16 protein-coding genes and 1 tRNA gene are annotated in these 16,861 nt (G+C 68.5%); 11 read left to right on the top strand and 6 right to left on the bottom strand.

Annotation, left to right across the window (positions count from 1 at the left end; genetic code table 11):
* Positions 1-428 precede the first annotated feature (428 nt).
* The gene (locus ABZX90_RS13835; protein WP_351124199.1) at positions 429-839 is read right to left on the bottom strand and encodes a DUF6344 domain-containing protein; all 411 of its coding nucleotides are present in this window, start codon (positions 837-839) and stop codon (positions 429-431) included.
* Between the two features lie 328 nt (positions 840-1,167).
* Between ABZX90_RS13835 and ABZX90_RS13830 the strand changes: the two genes are divergently transcribed.
* Together ABZX90_RS13830 and ABZX90_RS13825 are read left to right on the top strand one after the other, a co-directional pair.
* Entirely contained in the window at positions 1,168-1,296 is a 129-nt protein-coding gene (locus ABZX90_RS13830) for a DLW-39 family protein (RefSeq protein ID WP_003999697.1), read from the top strand.
* Positions 1,297-1,585: 289 nt separating this feature from the next.
* Positions 1,586-3,082: a hypothetical protein gene (locus ABZX90_RS13825; protein ID WP_355204547.1), complete on the top strand. Its 1,497-nt coding sequence runs from the start codon at positions 1,586-1,588 to the stop codon at positions 3,080-3,082.
* A 106-nt stretch (positions 3,083-3,188) separates the two neighbouring features.
* Here the strand turns inward: ABZX90_RS13825 and ABZX90_RS13820 are convergent, their stop codons facing one another.
* Together ABZX90_RS13820 and ABZX90_RS13815 are read right to left on the bottom strand one after the other, a co-directional pair.
* Positions 3,189-5,036, bottom strand: coding sequence for a protein kinase (locus tag ABZX90_RS13820; RefSeq protein ID WP_355204615.1), 1,848 nt, complete (start codon positions 5,034-5,036; stop codon positions 3,189-3,191).
* A gap of 128 nt (positions 5,037-5,164) precedes the next feature.
* The gene (locus ABZX90_RS13815) at positions 5,165-5,713 is read right to left on the bottom strand and encodes a transcriptional regulator (RefSeq protein WP_037614940.1); all 549 of its coding nucleotides are present in this window, start codon (positions 5,711-5,713) and stop codon (positions 5,165-5,167) included.
* 182 nt (positions 5,714-5,895) lie between these two features.
* Here ABZX90_RS13815 and ABZX90_RS13810 point away from each other — a divergent pair.
* Positions 5,896-5,968, top strand: a tRNA-Ala gene (locus ABZX90_RS13810).
* A gap of 488 nt (positions 5,969-6,456) precedes the next feature.
* Here ABZX90_RS13810 and ABZX90_RS13805 read toward each other — a convergent pair.
* Entirely contained in the window at positions 6,457-7,158 is a 702-nt protein-coding gene (locus tag ABZX90_RS13805; RefSeq protein WP_351124194.1) for a DUF5324 family protein, read from the bottom strand.
* Between the two features lie 393 nt (positions 7,159-7,551).
* On the opposite strand from ABZX90_RS13805, the gene ABZX90_RS13800 reads away from it, so the two are divergent.
* Both ABZX90_RS13800 and ABZX90_RS13795 read left to right on the top strand, forming a co-directional pair.
* A complete protein-coding gene (locus tag ABZX90_RS13800) occupies positions 7,552-8,085 on the top strand; it encodes a peptidylprolyl isomerase (protein WP_351124191.1) in 534 nt (177 codons plus the stop codon).
* 152 nt (positions 8,086-8,237) lie between these two features.
* Positions 8,238-9,146 (top strand): rhomboid family intramembrane serine protease, encoded by a 909-nt coding sequence (locus ABZX90_RS13795; RefSeq protein ID WP_351124189.1) that lies wholly within the window; start codon positions 8,238-8,240, stop codon positions 9,144-9,146.
* 327 nt (positions 9,147-9,473) lie between these two features.
* Here ABZX90_RS13795 and crgA read toward each other — a convergent pair whose 3' ends face one another.
* Positions 9,474-9,728 carry a cell division protein CrgA gene (crgA, locus tag ABZX90_RS13790; protein ID WP_351124186.1) on the bottom strand — a complete coding sequence of 85 codons (255 nt, stop codon included), beginning with the start codon at positions 9,726-9,728 and terminating at the stop codon, positions 9,474-9,476.
* A gap of 142 nt (positions 9,729-9,870) precedes the next feature.
* On the opposite strand from crgA, the gene ABZX90_RS13785 reads away from it, so the two are divergent.
* The 6 genes from ABZX90_RS13785 to ABZX90_RS13760 all read left to right on the top strand — a co-directional run bounded on the left by ABZX90_RS13785 (position 9,871) and on the right by ABZX90_RS13760 (position 14,628).
* Positions 9,871-10,650 (top strand): DUF881 domain-containing protein, encoded by a 780-nt coding sequence (locus ABZX90_RS13785; RefSeq protein WP_351124183.1) that lies wholly within the window; start codon positions 9,871-9,873, stop codon positions 10,648-10,650.
* A gap of 67 nt (positions 10,651-10,717) precedes the next feature.
* Positions 10,718-11,488 carry a class E sortase gene (locus tag ABZX90_RS13780; RefSeq protein WP_351124314.1) on the top strand — a complete coding sequence of 257 codons (771 nt, stop codon included), beginning with the start codon at positions 10,718-10,720 and terminating at the stop codon, positions 11,486-11,488.
* Between the two features lie 31 nt (positions 11,489-11,519).
* Positions 11,520-11,681 carry a hypothetical protein gene (locus tag ABZX90_RS13775; protein WP_351124182.1) on the top strand — a complete coding sequence of 54 codons (162 nt, stop codon included), beginning with the start codon at positions 11,520-11,522 and terminating at the stop codon, positions 11,679-11,681.
* Positions 11,678-12,316: an aminodeoxychorismate/anthranilate synthase component II gene (locus tag ABZX90_RS13770; protein ID WP_103554275.1), complete on the top strand. Its 639-nt coding sequence runs from the start codon at positions 11,678-11,680 to the stop codon at positions 12,314-12,316. Before ABZX90_RS13775 ends, ABZX90_RS13770 begins: the two co-directional genes overlap by 4 nt.
* Complete coding sequence (locus tag ABZX90_RS13765) at positions 12,313-13,779, top strand: class E sortase (RefSeq protein WP_351124177.1); 1,467 nt, start codon at positions 12,313-12,315, stop codon at positions 13,777-13,779. Before ABZX90_RS13770 ends, ABZX90_RS13765 begins: the two co-directional genes overlap by 4 nt.
* 189 nt (positions 13,780-13,968) lie before the next feature.
* Entirely contained in the window at positions 13,969-14,628 is a 660-nt protein-coding gene (locus ABZX90_RS13760) for a class E sortase (RefSeq protein ID WP_351124311.1), read from the top strand.
* 156 nt (positions 14,629-14,784) lie between these two features.
* Here ABZX90_RS13760 and pknB read toward each other — a convergent pair whose 3' ends face one another.
* Positions 14,785-16,776 carry a Stk1 family PASTA domain-containing Ser/Thr kinase gene (gene pknB, locus ABZX90_RS13755; RefSeq protein ID WP_355204538.1) on the bottom strand — a complete coding sequence of 664 codons (1,992 nt, stop codon included), beginning with the start codon at positions 16,774-16,776 and terminating at the stop codon, positions 14,785-14,787.
* Between the last annotated feature and the right edge of the window lie 85 nt (positions 16,777-16,861).

Here is a 16,861-nt window from a genome sequence, read left to right as displayed (position 1 = left end):
CGGCGATCGTGAGGCCTGAGGTCCTGCCCAAGGAGCCGGCGCGTGGGGCGCGGCGGAGGACTTACCTCGGTGCAACGTCGAAGGCCCGGCAACTCGTGAGAGTCGCCGGGCCTTTGCCCTGGGTGCTTTGTACGCAAGTTCGCCGCTACGTCAGGGTGTCTGTGAGGGGTTGCGGGTCGAGCGAGGGGTCACGTGGAGGGGCGCGTGAGCCAGGAGGAGGCGAAGGGGCGAGAGGTTCGAGGAGGGGAGAAGGGGCGAGAAGGGGGCGAGAAGAGACGGGGAGGGGCCAGGGGCGGTGTCCGGTTACTTACCGCCCGTGCCGACTTCTCACGGCGACTTCTCGTGCCGACTTCTCATACGGACTTCCCGTACGGACTTCTTGTACCGATTGCTCGTACCGATTCCTCGTACGGTGCTCCCCGCGCGGCTCAGCGCTGGAGCGGTGCTACGGGTGTGAGGGCTGTCAGACGCTCCGTGCCGGGCGCTACGAGGGTCTCGGGCCCGGAGCAGACAGCGGGGTCGACCAGGCCTTCCGGATCGCCGAGAGCGGCGAGGTCCGTCGCGTCGCCGTCAGCCGGTGCGCGGTGGCGGCAACTCGGCGAGGAACCGTGGGCCTCGGCGCGGATGCGTTGCTTCATGGTGGGGGGCAGGGCCCGACTGTAGGACCAGGTCCAGTAGGCCGTCGCCGGGGCCGTCACGGAGGTCTCGGTGTTGCGGCCCGAGGCCGCCTGCGGTACCGCGGCGGCCGCGGTGGTGGTGATGAGTCCGAGCGTCGTGCACAGCGCCAGGAAGGCGGTGACGATGACGGTCCACAGCTTCATGACCTTGATCTGGGTCATGGCCCCTCACTTTCGGGTCGGGCGATTTGCGTACTTTCCTCATGATGTGTATGTGGGCCGCGAAGTGGTGGACCAACGCCCGTGGCGCGTTGATGTTCAGATGAACACCACCCGGATGGCCGCAAGAGACCGGAAAAGTCCGTAGATGCCATCGAAAGTCACTGTCTGTGATGTGTGATCACCCTGAGATCGGAGCGGTCGGATCCCGTCCTATCTGCTGTGCGCGGGGCCGTAGTTGAGGGCCGATCCAGGTCACCGATCGGTATCGGTCGGTGTGTATAGTCGGGCGCCAGAAGTCCCCTACGTCAACGAAAGACGAGGTCGCGCGGTGAAGAAGCTTCTCCTGGTCGCACTGGCCGCCATCGGCGGGCTCCTCGTGTACCGCCAGATCCAGGCGGATCGCGCCGAGCAGGATCTGTGGACGGAGGCGACTGACTCCGTGCCCACGGGTTCGTGAGTACCGACAACAGTCTCGGAGCAGACCCCGGCCGCTCTCGCGGTCGGGGTTTTGTGTTTCCCGGAGTTCTGCCGGTTCACAAAAGCGAGCAAATCGGTTGCACGGGCGAAAACTGATCGCCGTACGGCCGCTCCCTTTCAGCCGCTCCCACTGATAGCGCGGTGCCGCGGTGACGCACGCGGCAGGATGGTCCGCGCCAGGGGGCTATGAAGAGGGGTGGCGCGTGATGGGGCGGCGCACGGAGGGCCGAAGTGCCGGGTGTGCGAGGTCGTGGTACGGCCGGATGATCATGGCCACGGCAGCAGCGGCCGTGCTGTGTCTGATCCTCACGCCCGCCGAGCGGGCCGCCGCAGCCGCTCCTGGGCCCGCCGTCGCGTGGACCACCACCGAAGACGCGAGGACGGCCGCCGACGGTACGCCCGGGCCGTACGCCTTCGCCGAGGACGCCACCACCGTCAAGGGTGCCGCGGACACGACCGACTCCGTACGGCTTGAGCCGGGCCACACGTACAGGAGCTCCATCGGACCCGCCGGAAGGGACGGCAGGCTCTACTACCTTCTCGAACTCGATGCCGACTCCACCGCCTACGTCTCCGCCACCGCCGTCCCCCGGCCCGGTGCGACGGTCTCCTACGCGGACGGCCTCAAGGTCTCCCTCCAGGACGGGAACAGCCGCAACTGTTCCTCCTCCGGCACCGCCCACTTCGGCGCCACTCAGAGCCCGCACCCCATCGCCGCCTGGGCGTCCCGCGAAACGGGCGGCAAGCAGTACGCCTGCCAGACCGCGGGAACGTACTACGTGGTCGTCGAACGCACCGGAGCGGGAGGCGCGACGGGTTCGGCCGCTACGGCGGGTTCCTCGTCCCGCGCGTGGGACCTGGAGCTCAGTTATGTGTCGGAGCCCGGTTTGAGGAAGGCGCCCGGTGCGACGAGCGCTCCGGACATCTGGAACTCCGCGTCGCCGGAAGCCCTCACGGGGGTCCCGAAGCACCGCAGCGGCGGCGCCGGGTTCGGCGGGGCCGGCTCACTGAGGCCGGGAGTCTGGGAGGACGACATCAGCCCGGGGCAGACGCGCTTCTACAAGGTGCCGGTCGACTGGGGACAGCAGTTCTACGCCACCGCGGACCTGGGCAGTTCGAGCCGCGGCGAGGGCCAAGTGGGAACCGCTCTCACCATGTCCCTCTACAACCCCGTACGCGGCTTCGTCGACGACGTCGGCTCCGGATACGACGGCGGCCAGCGCTCCGCCGCGCTCGACCCTCTTCCGCCCGTCGCCTACGAGAACCGGTACGCCCTCGACGACCACGTGAGCGCGATGCGGTTCGCGGGCTCCTACTACCTTGTGGTCCATCTCGCCGCGCAGGTCGCCGACCGCTTCGGTGAGGGGCCGATCGGGCTGACCCTGCGGGTGCGCGTGGCCGGAGCGGCGCGTACGGAGCCCGCATACACGGGGCAGGCCGAGCCCCGAGACGTGTTCGACGTTCCGGCGGGGGACTCCGACGACGCGACCGACGACGGTGCGGCGGGCGACGGCGGCGTCGTCGGCACCGGCGGCGGTGGCGGCAGCCGAAGCGGAACCATGAAGCTGGTCGCCGCGGGCGGCATCGGCACGGGATGCCTGCTGATGCTGACGCTCGGAATGTGGACCGTGGTCGCGCGCCGCCGGGCGGTGCGGCTCCGCAGGCCCGTACCGGAGGACGCGGAAGCGGACACGGCTCCGGCCTCGCTGAGCACACCCGCGCCGGCACCTTGGGAGCACGGGCACGGGGCGACACGAGGCTGGTAGCGCTCGTCGCTCGCACCACGGTACCGACGGGGGAGGGTTTCTCTCGCGAACGGCCGGGACGGTCGCGCCCGGGACCTCGTGCGCCCTTGACCGCTCATGCTGCTCCTCAGACCTGGGTCAGTGCCCAGAACCCGACCGCGAAACAGGCCAGCGCGAGCAACAGCATCGGCACCGCGATCTTGGCGGGTGGCCCCGGACGCGGCCGTGCGCGCCTTCTGCGGTGTTCCGGAACTGCCGCCGTCCGAGGCGGAACCTGAACGGACCGAGCGGTGTACGAAGCAGTAGAGGCATATGCGTACTGCGGCATCGCAGCGGACGGGGCCAGTGGCCGATGAGGGGAGGGCACTTGAGTGGGAGTGGTGGTGGGAGCGGCAGGAGGAGGGGGCGTCGGGGTCGGCGTCGGGTCGAAAGGCGGGGGGTAGAGGAGGGCCGACAGCGGCAGGGGGAGCGGGACCGAGGTGGGGGGAGTGGGCGTCTGTGCCTCCGGCCATGCCTGCTGGGACTGCTGCTCCGGTGGGTACTGGGTCTGCTGTGGTGGCGGCTCGGCCTGTGGTTGCCGCTGGGAGTCGGCAGCGGCAGCGGGCCGTGGCGGCGGCAGATGGAAGCTGCCGGTGTCCGACATCGAGGAAGGTTGGGGAGAGGCCGTCCCGGAGGCGGGGTGTGGAGGGGTGCTGTCGGGGGCGGCAAGGGGCCGAGCGACTTCCGGGGCGGAACGAGCCTGTACGTCGTCGGGGGCGGCCAGGGGACGCGTGCGCTCCCGGGCAGGCTGTACGCGCGCTTCCTCGGAGGCGGGCTGCGACCGTACGCCCTCCTGAGCGGTCCCCGTCCCAGTGGCGACCTGGGCAGAGTCCTGCTCCACGTCCGCTCCCGTGTCGGGTTCGGAGCCGGGTTCGGAGCCGGATTCCCCGCCCGGGTCGGGAGTGGAATCCGGGGCAGGGAAAACGCCTGGACCGGAGCCGGAGTCGGGCCACGACGGAGTGTTGTCCGAGCCGGGTCCGGCGTGAGCGGCTGTGCTGTCCGGATGGTTACGGGAGGACAGCGTTCGGTGACTCACACCGGGAGCAGTGCCCGGCCGCAGAGGTCCCGCAGGACCGAACCCCTCGGGCAGCGGCCCGAGTTGGTCGAAAACCTCGATCAGTTCGTCGTCGGGACCGGGCTCGGGCAGCAACTCGACGGCTGCGGCAAGGGCTTTGCGCGCCCCTGTGGCGGTGCGGAAGCGAGCGTGCGGATCCGGCTGGAGAAGCATCGCAACGACCTGCCACAGAGGCTCGGGTATGCCTCGCGGCGCGGACGGCGTGCCGTGGTCGGCGAAGTACTCGATCAGCGCCTTGGCGTCGGGCTTGGCGCCTTCCAGGAGGTACAGGGCGACCAGACCTGCGGCGAACAGGTCCGCGGGAAAATCGGGCTCGGAGCCCAGCATCTGTTCGGGCGCGAAATAACCCGGCGTTCCCACCACGTAGTTGGTCTCGGTGAGCCGCGGTTCGCCCAGCCGCATCGCGATGCCGAAGTCGGACAGCCGCAGTCGCGGCCGGGCCGTGCCGGTCGCTTCGAGGAGCACGTTGGCGGGCTTGACGTCGCGGTGCACGACCCCCTCCGCGTGCACGGCGGCGAGGCCCGCCAGGAGCTGGTCGATCAGGGTGCAGACGAAGGAGGGAGGCAGGGGGCCGTAGTCGTTGACCAGGTGGACCAGGGAGCCCCCGGCGACCAGATCCATGGTGAACAGCACTTTGTCGTCGTCGGCGGCCCAGCTGGCGGGAGCCAGCACATGCGGATGGTCGATCCGCAGCGCCTGCTCCCGCACGAAGCGCAGCAGCGCGTGCGCGTCGCTCTGCTGCAGCACCTTGGCGGCCACATAACGGCGCCGCCGGTGGTCCCAGGCACGCCACACCGCACCGACTCCCCCGCGCCCGATCGGGTCGACCAGTTCGTACCGGCCTGCGAAGACCTCACCCATGGTCGTGCGTCGCTCCCCTTCGGCGGTCGGTCCGGCGACCTCTTCCGAGGCCCGGCTGCCTGACTTGCGGCGGCTGGAAGGTTTCACGGGCCTCCAGCGGCCGGGCGTTCGGCGGCCGGGCGGTCGGCTCAGCTCTGGTGGGACTGGTAGTGCGCGACCGCGTCGGAGGTACGGCCGGCACCGTAGACCCGGAGGAACTCTGCCAGTTCGGGGTGGGTCGGGGCGAGGGTGTCCGCGGCGTCGATGATGTCCCCGGCGGCAGCGACCGAGCGCAGCAGCGACTGGATCTCGCGGACCACCCGCTTGACCGTAGGGGCTCCCGAACTCGTCGTGGACTGCGTGGTGTTGCTGAGCACCGATCCCCCCTGGGACTTCTTGATCTCGTCCATCCGCTCGGTCGCCTCGGCGGCGCTGACGCTTCCGTCGGCGACCTGCCCCGCCAGGTCCTGCAGAAGCTGTACACGCTGGACCACCGCGGGATTGCCGATCTTGGCCCGCTGACCGCTCATCAGCTGCGACAACATGGGCGCGGACAGGCCCAGAACCCCGGCAAGACGCGCCTGGTTCAGACCCAGGTCCTCTATGAGCCTACGGAAGAGCGCCCCCAACGGCTCCCCGTACCAGTTCCGCTGCAGCTCCCGGGCTCTCGCGGTTGCTTCCTGCTGTGCGGCGTCCATTGCGTCTCCCCATCGCTTCCCCAAGTACCGTGGTTCGCGACAGCGAACCACGTCGAGCATCTTACGGAGAGTGGTCGCCCACGGGGACCCCCATCTTTTTGCGAGATCCGGGGGGTGACCCGGTACTCTGGTCTGCGGCGCCCGTCGACAGATGGTTCTTGTGGTCGGACGCTCCTCTTCCGGGGGCCTTAGCTCAGTTGGTAGAGCGCTGTCTTTGCATGGCAGATGTCAGGGGTTCGACTCCCCTAGGCTCCACACCCCAGACCGGCCAGACGCCCATCCGTGGCGGCTGGCCGGTTTTCGTATGTCCCCGTTTCGTCCGTGTGCGGGGCCCGGCGAAGGGGTTCCCGGACGGGGTGAGGGTCGGCGCGAGAGCCATCGGTGACGTGCGTCACAGGAAGTGGCTTTGCAGGCGTTGCAGTTCTTTGCGCAAACAGGCGGCCGGAACGGGGCCTGTGGCTCCGCTGTGCGGGCGGCCGGCGTGGTGCCGTCGGGCCTGGGGGTCCGATGGGGCCCCTTGTGTGAGCTGCCGCGCGGGCTGCCGAGTAACCGGTTCAGCGCATTCCGTTAACAACATCTCCACGGATGTTGCACACAAGGGCCGTTGCAAACGTCATCGCGGGCCATGCGGGTAAATCCTCCAACGGGCGTTCGCGGCCCCCCGCGCCGCTGTTCCACGTGAAACATCGCCGCGGGGCAGGAGACCGTCAAGTCTCCTGCCCCGCGGCGATGTTGGGTCGGGTTCAGCGGCGGTCGTCGCGCTCCGCCGCCTCTTCCTCGGCTTCCTTGACCTGGACCTCGGGGTCCAGGTCGGACTGGCCGCTGCCGTCGACCGACGTGAGCCGTCCGGTCTCGGGCACCTCGGTCGCGGCCGGCGGTTCGACGAGCCAGTCGGGGTTGGCCTGCTTGTCCCACCACTTCCAGGCGGCGAAAGCGCCACCCGCCAGGATCCCCAGCACGGCCAGCCCCTTCACGAGACGGCCGGCCCTCGCCCGTCGCTCGTGCTTGCGGAGCAGCTTCTGGATCTCCTGCGGTGTGACCTGGCCGCGCAGTGCGGCGATGGCCGCCACGCCGCGCGCCGCGGCCTCGTCCCGAACGGGCTGGGCCGCGGCCACGGCCTGCTCGATCCGCGGCTTGGAATAGTCGGCGGCCTGGCGAGCCGCCCTGCGGGTGCGGATGGCCGCCTCCTGGGCGGCCTGGTCGACCTTCGGCGGTACATGCGTGCGGGCCTGCTCAAGGCGCGGCGCGAGATAGGCGTCGTACTGGGCGCGGGCCTGTTCGGCGGCCTGCGACACCTTCGGCGCGAGCCGTACGCGCGCTTCGCCCGCGTAGTACGAGGCCCTGTCCTTGGCCGTGTCGGCGTAAGGCGCCACCACTTCCGCGGCGTGCAGCACGCTGTCCTTCGCCGAGCCGGTCGCGGCGCGCACGCTGTCGATGCGGGTCACGGGTTTCCTCCTCCTCGGTGGCGTACGTCGGGGGTTTCGGGTACCCCCAAAGACACACAGTTCACCTTTCCGCCCCTATGGGGATCATGCCTGCCCAAGTGGTCCGGGGCATGTGAGGGCGGGCATCCGTGTCACGGGTGCCGACTCCCGGAGACTCCCGAGTCGGAGCCGGTCAGGTGTCGATCAAGTGAGATAGCGGATTAATACGGGGCAACGGGAGCTTGTCGTCGACAATGCCACGGATCGCCGCGCCTCGCCCCCGTCCCGGAGCGACTCGACAGGTTTTCCGCAAGCCCGATGCCCGCACGTTCGTCCGGAGGTGGCGGTCGGGGGCCGAGCAGCCTGGTCCGTGCGAGGATCGGAGCGTCAAGAGAAGGCAACGGAAGGCAGATCGTGGCCGAGCAGCTTTACGCCACCTTGAAGACCAACCAAGGCGACATCGAGATCCGGCTCCTGCCGAACCACGCGCCCAAGACGGTCCGGAACTTCGTCGAACTCGCCACGGGTGAGCGTGAGTGGATCAACCCGGAGACGGGTGTGAAGTCCACGGACAAGCTGTACGACGGCACGGTCTTCCACCGGGTGATCAGCGGGTTCATGATCCAGGGCGGTGACCCGCTGGGCAACGGTACCGGCGGCCCCGGCTACCAGTTCGAGGACGAGTTCCACCCGGACCTGCGCTTCGACAAGTCCTACCTGCTGGCCATGGCCAACGCCGGCCCGGCCACCAACGGCTCGCAGTTCTTCATCACCGTCTCCCCGACGGCCTGGCTGACCCGCAAGCACACCATCTTCGGTGAGATCACGGACGCGGCCAGCCAGAAGGTCGTGGACGCCATCGCCGGTGCCCAGACCAACCCGCGCACCGACCGCCCGGTCAACGACGTCGTCATCGAGTCGGTCGTCGTCGAGACCCGCCAGGGCTGAGCCCGAACAGGCCGCCCGCATCCGTGGGCCCGAAGGCTCCCGCAGGGAACCAATCGCCCCGTTCATCCGTAAGGATGGACGGGGCGGTGCGTTGCGCACACGGACCCGGCGTGACCGCGTGCGAACCGCCGTACGGAGATTGAGGGGACCCCATGGACCAGCCACCCGGCAGCCCGCAGGGGCCGCGGGATCAGGGACCGCAGGACGCCCGGAGCCTGCCTGGTTGCTACCGGCACCCGGACCGTGAGACCGGTGTCCGCTGCACCCGCTGCGAGCGCCCGATCTGCCCCGAGTGCATGGTCAGCGCTTCGGTCGGCTTCCAGTGCCCCGACTGCGTCCGCAGTGGCTCCGGCACCGGCCACGCTCCGGCGGCCACCCAGCCCCGCACGCTCGCGGGCGGCACGGTCGCGGCGGACCCACGGCTCGTGACCAAGGTGCTGATCGGCCTCAACCTGGCCATCTACCTCGTCCAGATCTCGGTGGGCGACTCCTTCACCGACCGCTTCACCCTCTTCGGCCGTGCCTGGCTCTCCGGCGACATCCAGGGCGTGGCCGAAGGCCAGTGGTACCGGATGCTGACGGCGATGTTCCTGCACGGCAGCGTCATGCACATCATCTTCAACATGGTCAGCCTGTGGTGGATCGGCGGTCCGCTGGAGGCTGCCCTCGGCCGCGCCCGCTTCATCGCCCTGTACTTCATCTCGGGCCTCGCGGGCAGCGCGCTCTCCTATCTGCTCGCCGCCCCCAACCAGCCGTCGCTCGGTGCTTCCGGCGCGATCTTCGGCCTGTTCGGCGCCACCGCGGTCCTGATGCGCCGGCTCAACTACGACATGCGCCCGGTCATCGCCCTGCTGGTGATCAATCTTATTTTCACCTTCAGCCCCGGCTTCAACATCGCCTGGCAGGCGCACGTCGGCGGTCTGGTCGCCGGTGTGGTGGTCGGCTACGCGATGGTTCACGCACCGCGCGAGCGGCGGAACCTCGTCCAGTACGGGGTCTCCGCGCTGATGTTGGTCGCGGTGGTCGCCATGACGCTGATCAGGACCGCTCAGCTCACCTGAGAACGCGGCTGATCAGGACCGCCCCAGCTCACCTGAGACAGCGGCCGGCTCACCTGAGAAGAGTTGTTGTCCACAGACCGTGGCGGATCTTGTGCACGCTGTGCGGGAACAGCTGTGCCCCCTGTCACTGACCCGAGTTTCCCCAGGTCGGACAGGGGGCGAACAGGTTTGCGGATGCCGGTTAGATCAGTCACACCGGCGTCAACCGTGGATGAGTTATCCACAGATCGTCTTTCTTTTCCACCTGTGGACAACTGCTGTGGATAACTCAGTGGATAACCGTGGGCAGAGCTGCTGACCCGGTCGTTTCCAGGTGGGCGGAGACGGTCACTTCCACTGGGTGGAGACGCCGAATCCGGCCGCGATGAAGCCGAAGCCGACCACAATGTTCCAGTTGTCGAGCGCGTCGATCGGCAGGGAGCCGTCCGTCACGTAGAAGACGACGATCCAGGCGAGACCGATGAGGAACATGGCCAGCATGACGGGCGCTACCCAGGTGTTGCTGGTCAGCTTGATATTGGTCGCCTGCTTCGCCGGGGGCGGCGTGTAGTCGGCCTTCTTGCGGATACGTGACTTCGGCACGAGGGTCTCTCCTGTCGATGCGCTGCGTGGCCGCGCAGGGAACTTGGGCGGGCTCCGGGGCAGCGTACAAGGGGACACTGAGCGCTCCCCCGGGCGTCCGTTAGCGTAGTGCTTCCGCGGCGCCGAAGGAGATAAGGGTACGTTGAGCAATTCTGCCGACTCCCCCGGGACGGGTACCAGTCCTGGGGATACGCGCCGTTTCCGGCCCGTACGTGTCCTTACGGCCGCCGTCTTCGCCCTGGCCGGCCTCATCTTCTTCATGAGCTTCGATACAGCCAAGGGTACGAACATCCGTACGGATGCGTCCATGCTGAAGCTCTCCGACCTGATTCAGGAGCGCAGCCACAAGAACGCGGCGCTGGACGAGTCCAACGGCACCCTGCGCGACGACGTGGACACCCTCGCCGGTCGGGAGGACGGCAGCAGCGAGGCCGAGGACGCCAAGCTCGCGGCGCTGGAAAAGAACGCAGGTACCCAGAAGCTCAAGGGCGAGGCCGTCACGGTCACGCTCAACGACGCCCCGCCGAACGCGACGGCGAAGCTTCCCGGCTACCCCGAGCCGCAACCCGACTACCTCGTCATCCACCAGCAGGACCTTCAGGCCGTCGTCAACGCTCTGTGGCAGGGCGGCGCCCAGGGCATCAAGGTGATGGACCAGCGGCTGATCTCCACCAGCGCCGTGCGCTGCGTCGGCAACACCCTGATCCTCCAGGGCCGCGTCTACTCGCCTCCGTACAAGATCACCGCCATCGGTGACCCGAAGAAACTCCAGAAGGCGCTCGCCGCTTCCCCGGCGATCCAGAACTACATGGTGTACGTCAACGTCTACGGGCTCGGCTGGAAAGTCGAGGAGGACGGGGCGGTGACTCTTCCCGGCTACTCGGGCACAGTGGATCTCCACTACGCGAAGCCCGTGGAGTAGCCGCCGGACCTCGCGGAGCAGTGGGCGAAGCCTGTGGAGCGAACTGCCGCCGGGGGGCCTTGTGTCGGTGCGAGTGGTCGTCAGGACGATCAGTGAGCTGTGCATCACCGCCGGCACCCTGATCGTGCTCTTCGTGATCTACGTGCTGTTCTGGACGGGAGTGAAGGCCGACAGCGCGATGGACCACCAGATCGACGTGCTCCAGCGACAGTGGTCGAAGGGAGCGTTGGCCCAGGAGCCGAAGTCCCCGCCGGGCACGACGGACTCCTCTGGCACTACGGGTTCCTCCGGCGTCTCCGGCTCCCCCGGTACCTCCGGTGGGACCGGCGCCACGGCCACCGAGAGCCCGAAAGCGCCCGGCCCCTACACGTACGGCGGTCCGTTCGCGGTCATGTACATCCCGCGGCTTGGTTTCACGTGGAACAAGCCCGTGCTCGAAGGCACCGCCACGCAGATCCTGAAGAAGGGGCTCGGCCACTACCGGGGCACCGCCCAGCTCGGCCAGGAGGGCAACTTCTCGGTCGCAGGTCACCGGCGTACGTACGGCGATCCCTTCAAGGACTTTCCCGAGCTGCGCCGAGGCGACGCGGTGGTACTGACGGACGGGACGACCTGGTTCACATATCGGGTCGACAAAGGCCCCTACAAAACGGTGCCCTCCGACATTGAGGTGATCGACCCTGTGCCACGTAAGTCCGGGTATACGCGTCCGGGGCGCTATCTCACGCTGACCACGTGCGATCCGGAGTGGGGGCACAGCCACCGGTTGATCGTCTGGGCACACCTTGATTCCACGCAGCCCGTGGAGGCAGGGAAACCGGCGGCTCTCCGCCGTTAGTCTGTTGGCGTACGGCGACGGAAGGGACGGCATGTACGGCTGGATCTGGCGGCATCTGCCGGGGAGCGTATGGGTGAAGGCGCTGGTCTCACTCGCGCTCGTGCTGGCAGCGGTCTACGTGCTCTTCCAGTACATCTTCCCCTGGGCCGAACCGCTGCTGCCCTTCAACGATGTGACGGTGGACAACCAGTGAGTACGCGCATCCTCGTTGTGGACAACTACGACAGCTTCGTCTTCAACCTGGTCCAGTACCTGTACCAGTTGGGCGCCGAGTGCGAGGTGCTGCGCAACGACGAGGTGTCGACCGCGCATGCCCAGGACGGCTTCGACGGTGTGCTCCTGTCCCCGGGGCCCGGTGCTCCCGAACAGGCCGGTGTCTGCATCGACATGGTCCGGCACTGCGCCGCGACCGGGGTTCCCGTCTTCGGCGTCTGCCTCGGGATGCAGTCGATGCAGGTGGCGTACGGCGGTGTGGTCGACCGCGCTCCCGAGCTGCTGCACGGAAAGACCTCGCTCGTGGAGCACCAGGGCAAGGGCGTCTTCGCCGGCCTGCCGTCGCCCTTCACCGCGACCCGCTACCACTCGCTGGCGGCCGAGCCGGACACGGTCCCGGCCGAGCTGGAGGTCACGGCCCGTACCCACGACGGGATCGTCATGGGTCTCAGACACCGCGAACTTCCGGTCGAGGGTGTGCAGTTCCACCCCGAGTCGGTGCTGACCGAGCACGGCCACCGGATGCTCGCCAACTGGCTCCTCGAATGTGGCGACAAGGTGGCCGTGGCGAGGTCGGCGGGGCTCGCCCCGGTGGTGGGCAGGGCCACGGCGTGACCGCGCTGCGCCCCGAGCGCGACAGCTCCTCCTATGGCGGCGAGGCCGCGTACGGGGGCGCTGGGGCGTTCGAGGGCGCGGGTGCCCAGACCTTCGCGGGCGCGGGTGCCTTCGAGGCGGCGGTCGGGGGGCTCTCGGACCCGCTGACGGATCCGCTGCCGGGCCAGGAACAGGGCGTACGGCAGCAGGGATACGGCCCCGAGGGGTACGGACCCGACTGGTACGCCGCACAGCAGGCACAACAGCAGGCGCAAGCCGCCCAGGCACAAGCCGCACAAGCGCAGGCGGCTCAGATGAGGGCCGCGCAAGCGCAGGCCGCTCAGGTCCAGGCGGCGCAGGCCCGGGCCGCTCACGCTCAGGCGACCCGGACGCAGGCCATGCCTTCCGCGGCGGCGCCGTCACCGTCGTACGCGGAGATGTACGAGCAGACCTACGCCCGGCCGCACGAGGAGCCTGCTGCAGTTCCGTACGGAGCGCAGGCGGCCGCCCCGTACGGGGTACCGGTCGCCGCTCCGCGGGCGGAACCGGTCGCCGCGCGCTTGCCGTTGGACGACGAGACGGTCGCGTTGCGCCTCGCCGACCCGCCTCGAACGGGAGACGGGAGCGCGCGTAGCGCCGGGAGCGGGGCCGCACCCGCGTCGGGAGGCCGTGCGGCCCGTCGTAAGGCGGCCAGACGCCACGGACGGCACGGGGGCGCTCAGGAGCCCCACGAGCCCCATGAGGCGGCTCAGGGGGCCTCTGAGGGCCCTCGGAGCCGGATGGACGCCCGGCGGGCGGCACGGGCGCGGAAGCCCAGCGCGGGTGTCCTCGTGAGCCGGATGGTCGGCGAGGTGTTCATCACCACCGGTGTGCTGATGCTGTTGTTCGTGACCTACCAGCTGTGGTGGTCGAATGTGCGGGCGCACCAGCAGGCGGGCAGTGCCGCGGACCACCTCCAGCAGGACTGGGCGAACGGCAAGCGGAATCCGGGGACGTTCTCGCCAGGCCAGGGCTTCGCCATCCTGCACATTCCGAAGCTGGACGTCGTCGCGCCGATCGCGGAGGGCATCAGCAAGACGAAGGTGCTCGACCGCGGAATGGTCGGCCACTACGGCGAGGGCGACCTCAAGACGGCGATGCCGGACGCCAAGACGGGCAACTTCGCGCTCGCCGGGCACCGCAACACGCACGGTGAGCCGTTCCGCTACATCAACCGGCTCAAGCCGGGCGACGAGATCGTGGTCGAGACGCAGGACGACTACTACGTCTACAAGATGGCGTCGATCCTCCCGGTGACGAGTCCGAGCAACACGAGCGTGCTCGACCCGATCCCCAAGGGTTCGACGTTCACCGGGCCGGGCCGCTACATCACACTGACCACCTGCACACCGGAGTTCACCAGTAAGTACCGGATGATCGTCTGGGGCAAGATGGTCGAGGACCGGCCGCGCAGCAAGGGTAAACCGGACGCGCTGGTCGGCTGAGGACAGGCGCCGACGCACGCACTGACGCGTGCACGCGTCACGTGCACGTGAGACAACCTGAGACAGACCAGACGGGGCAGATGAACAGTGGCAGCGAGGACCGACCACGACGAACGCGCCGGATCGGAAGCCGGATACGCGGCCGTCGGTGACGTGCCCGGGGGGCGCCGGCGCATCGGATGGTTCGCGATGACGGTCAGCGTCTTCGGCGAACTCCTCATCACCGTGGGGCTGGTGCTCGGCCTGTTCGTCGTCTACTCGCTGTGGTGGACGAACGTCGTGGCCGACCGCGAGGCGCACAAGCAGGGCGACAAGGTCCGCGACAACTGGGCACAGGGCCGGGGCGGTCCGGGCGCCCTGGACACCAAGGACGGCATCGGCTTCCTGCACGTTCCGGCGATGAAGAACGGCGAGGTCCTCGTCGAGAAGGGCACGTCGACGAAGGTCCTCAACGACGGCGTCGCCGGCTACTACACGGACCCCGTCAAATCGTCCCTGCCGACGACCGGCAAGAACGGCAACTTCACCCTCGCCGCCCACCGGGACGGCCACGGCGCCAAGTTCCACAACATCGACAAGGTCAGGAACGGCGACGCGATCGTCTTCGAGACCAGGGACAAGTGGTACGTCTACAAGGTCTACGACATCCTTCCGGAGACCTCGAAGTACAACGTCAAGGTCCTTCAGACGGTCCCGAAGCAGTCCGGCAAGAAGAAGCCCGGCCAGTACATCACCCTGACGACCTGCACGCCGGTGTACACCTCCCGCTACCGCTACGTGGTGTGGGGCGAACTGGAGCGGGTGGACAAGGTGGACGAGAACCGGACGCCCCCGAAGGAACTGCGCTGACCGAAGTGCGCCGAGAGAACTGCGCTGAGACGGTCGAGGGGCTGAGAACTCCTCAGTAGTGACGAGGCCCCGGCACCCTCCGAGGAGGGTGCCGGGGCCTCGTGCTGGACGTCCGGGCCGGACGGGGAGGTGTCAGGCCTCCGCGCGGGTCACGGGTCAGGTTCCGCCGAAGAGGCCGCCGCCGTTGTTGCCGCCGCCGTTGTTGTTATTGCCCAGGTTGACCGTCGTGAGCGTGACCGTCGTGTTGTCCGGGCTGTCGACCGGGCTGTTGGCGTTCGGGTCCTGGCGGATCACCGTCGCGTTGTCGCTTCCGTCGCTGCCCTGGGCGAACTGGATGTTGTTGAAGCCGGCCTGCTGCAGAATCTGCCTCGCCTCGGCCACGGTCTTGCCGACGACGCCGGGTACGGTCGACTGCTGCTTGGCCTTGCCGATCTGGATCTGGACCTTGGAGCCGGGGTCCGCCGGACTGTTGGCCGACGGCGTCGTCTGAATGACCCTGCCGACGAGGTTCTGGTCGTCGGTGTCCACATCGGTGCACTCGCCGACCAGGTTGTTCGCCACCATCTGCGCCTTGGCCTCGTCGCAGGACTTGCCGGAGACGTCCGGGACGGTGGACTGCTGCTTCTTCTTGGCGACGGTCAGAGTGATCGTCGACCCCTTCTGCACCTCGGCACCGAGCTCCGGGTCCTGGTTCAGGACCTTGTTCTCTTCCTCCGTGGATTCCTCGTACGTCTTCTTGACGTTGAACCCGTACTTGGGGGCCTCGAGGATCTTCGTGGCCTTGTCCAGCTGCTTGCCGGTGACGTTCGGAACGACCACCTTCGGCGCACCGGTAGACACGACCAGGTTGACCGTGTCGCCCTTGTTGACGTCTGTGCCGGCCTTCGGGTCCTGGCTGCAGATGTTGCCGGTCTTCTGATCCTCGCAGGCCTTCTTGGAGACCGTCCCGAGCTTCAGGTCTCCGTTGACCACCATTTTTTTGGCGTCGCTCAAGCTCTGCCCGACGAAGTTCGGTGCGGCGAACGGCTTGTCGCCCGGGCCATTGCCTCCGAATGCCCACTTGCCGATCAGGATCGCTCCGATCAGCACCAGGACGCCCGCGACGACCAGGAGGATCGTCGAGGTGTTGTTCTTCTTCTGGCGGCGGCGGTCGGGGCGGTCGTCGTAGCCGTAGGCGCCGTCGTCCGGGTTCATCGGCGGCAGCATCGACGTGGACTGGGCGTCGGAAGGGCGCATGGCCGTCGTCGGCTGGTCGTTGCCGTAGCCGCCGTAGCCGACCGAGCCCATGGCGGCGGTGGCCGCGACGGGCTGGCCGTCCAGGCAGGCCTCGATGTCGACGCGCATCTCGTCGGCGGACTGGTACCGGTAGTCCGGGTCCTTGACGAGGGCCTTCAGCACGATCGCGTCCATCTCGGGCGTGATCTCGGGGTCGAAGACCGACGGGGGCTGGGGCTCCTCGCGGACGTGCTGGTACGCGACCGCCACCGGGGAGTCGCCCACGAAGGGCGGGCGCACCGTCAGCAGCTCGTACAGCAGGCAGCCGGTGGAGTAGAGGTCCGAGCGGGCGTCGACCTGCTCGCCCTTCGCCTGCTCCGGCGAGAGGTACTGGGCCGTGCCGATGACCGCGGCCGTCTGCGTCATCGTCATACCGGCGTCGCCCATGGCGCGGGCGATGCCGAAGTCCATGACCTTGACCTGGCCGTTGCGCGTCAGCATGACGTTGGCCGGCTTGATGTCGCGGTGGACGATGCCGGCGCGGTGCGAGTACTCGAGGGCCTGGAGGATGCCGATGGTCATCTCCATGGACCGCTCGGGCAGCAGTCTGCGGCCCGAGTGCAGCAACTCGCGCAGCGTGGACCCGTCGACGTACTCCATCACGATGTACGGGATGGAGGTGTTGTCGATGTAGTCCTCACCCGTGTCGTACACGGCGACGATCGCGGGATGGTTGAGCGAGGCGGCCGACTGGGCCTCCCGGCGGAACCGGGCCTGGAACGACGGATCGCGCGCGAGGTCTGCCCGCAGCGTCTTCACCGCCACGGTACGACCGAGCCGGATGTCATGCGCGAAGTAGACCTCCGCCATGCCACCACGGCCGAGCACGTGGCCCAGCTCGTACCGGCCGCCGAGGCGACGCGGCTCTTCCATAGCTACCTACCAGCCCTCTCCGTCGGTCCCGACCGCACCTTTGTGTGGTCCGGCGGTGTGCTGTCCGGGCATACGGTACCCGGAT

This window comes from Streptomyces sp. NPDC002935 (assembly GCF_040611295.1).
GTDB lineage: Bacteria > Actinomycetota > Actinomycetes > Streptomycetales > Streptomycetaceae > Streptomyces.
Note: the sequence above shows the minus strand (reverse complement) of the source record. Positions and strands in the feature narration are given on the sequence as shown.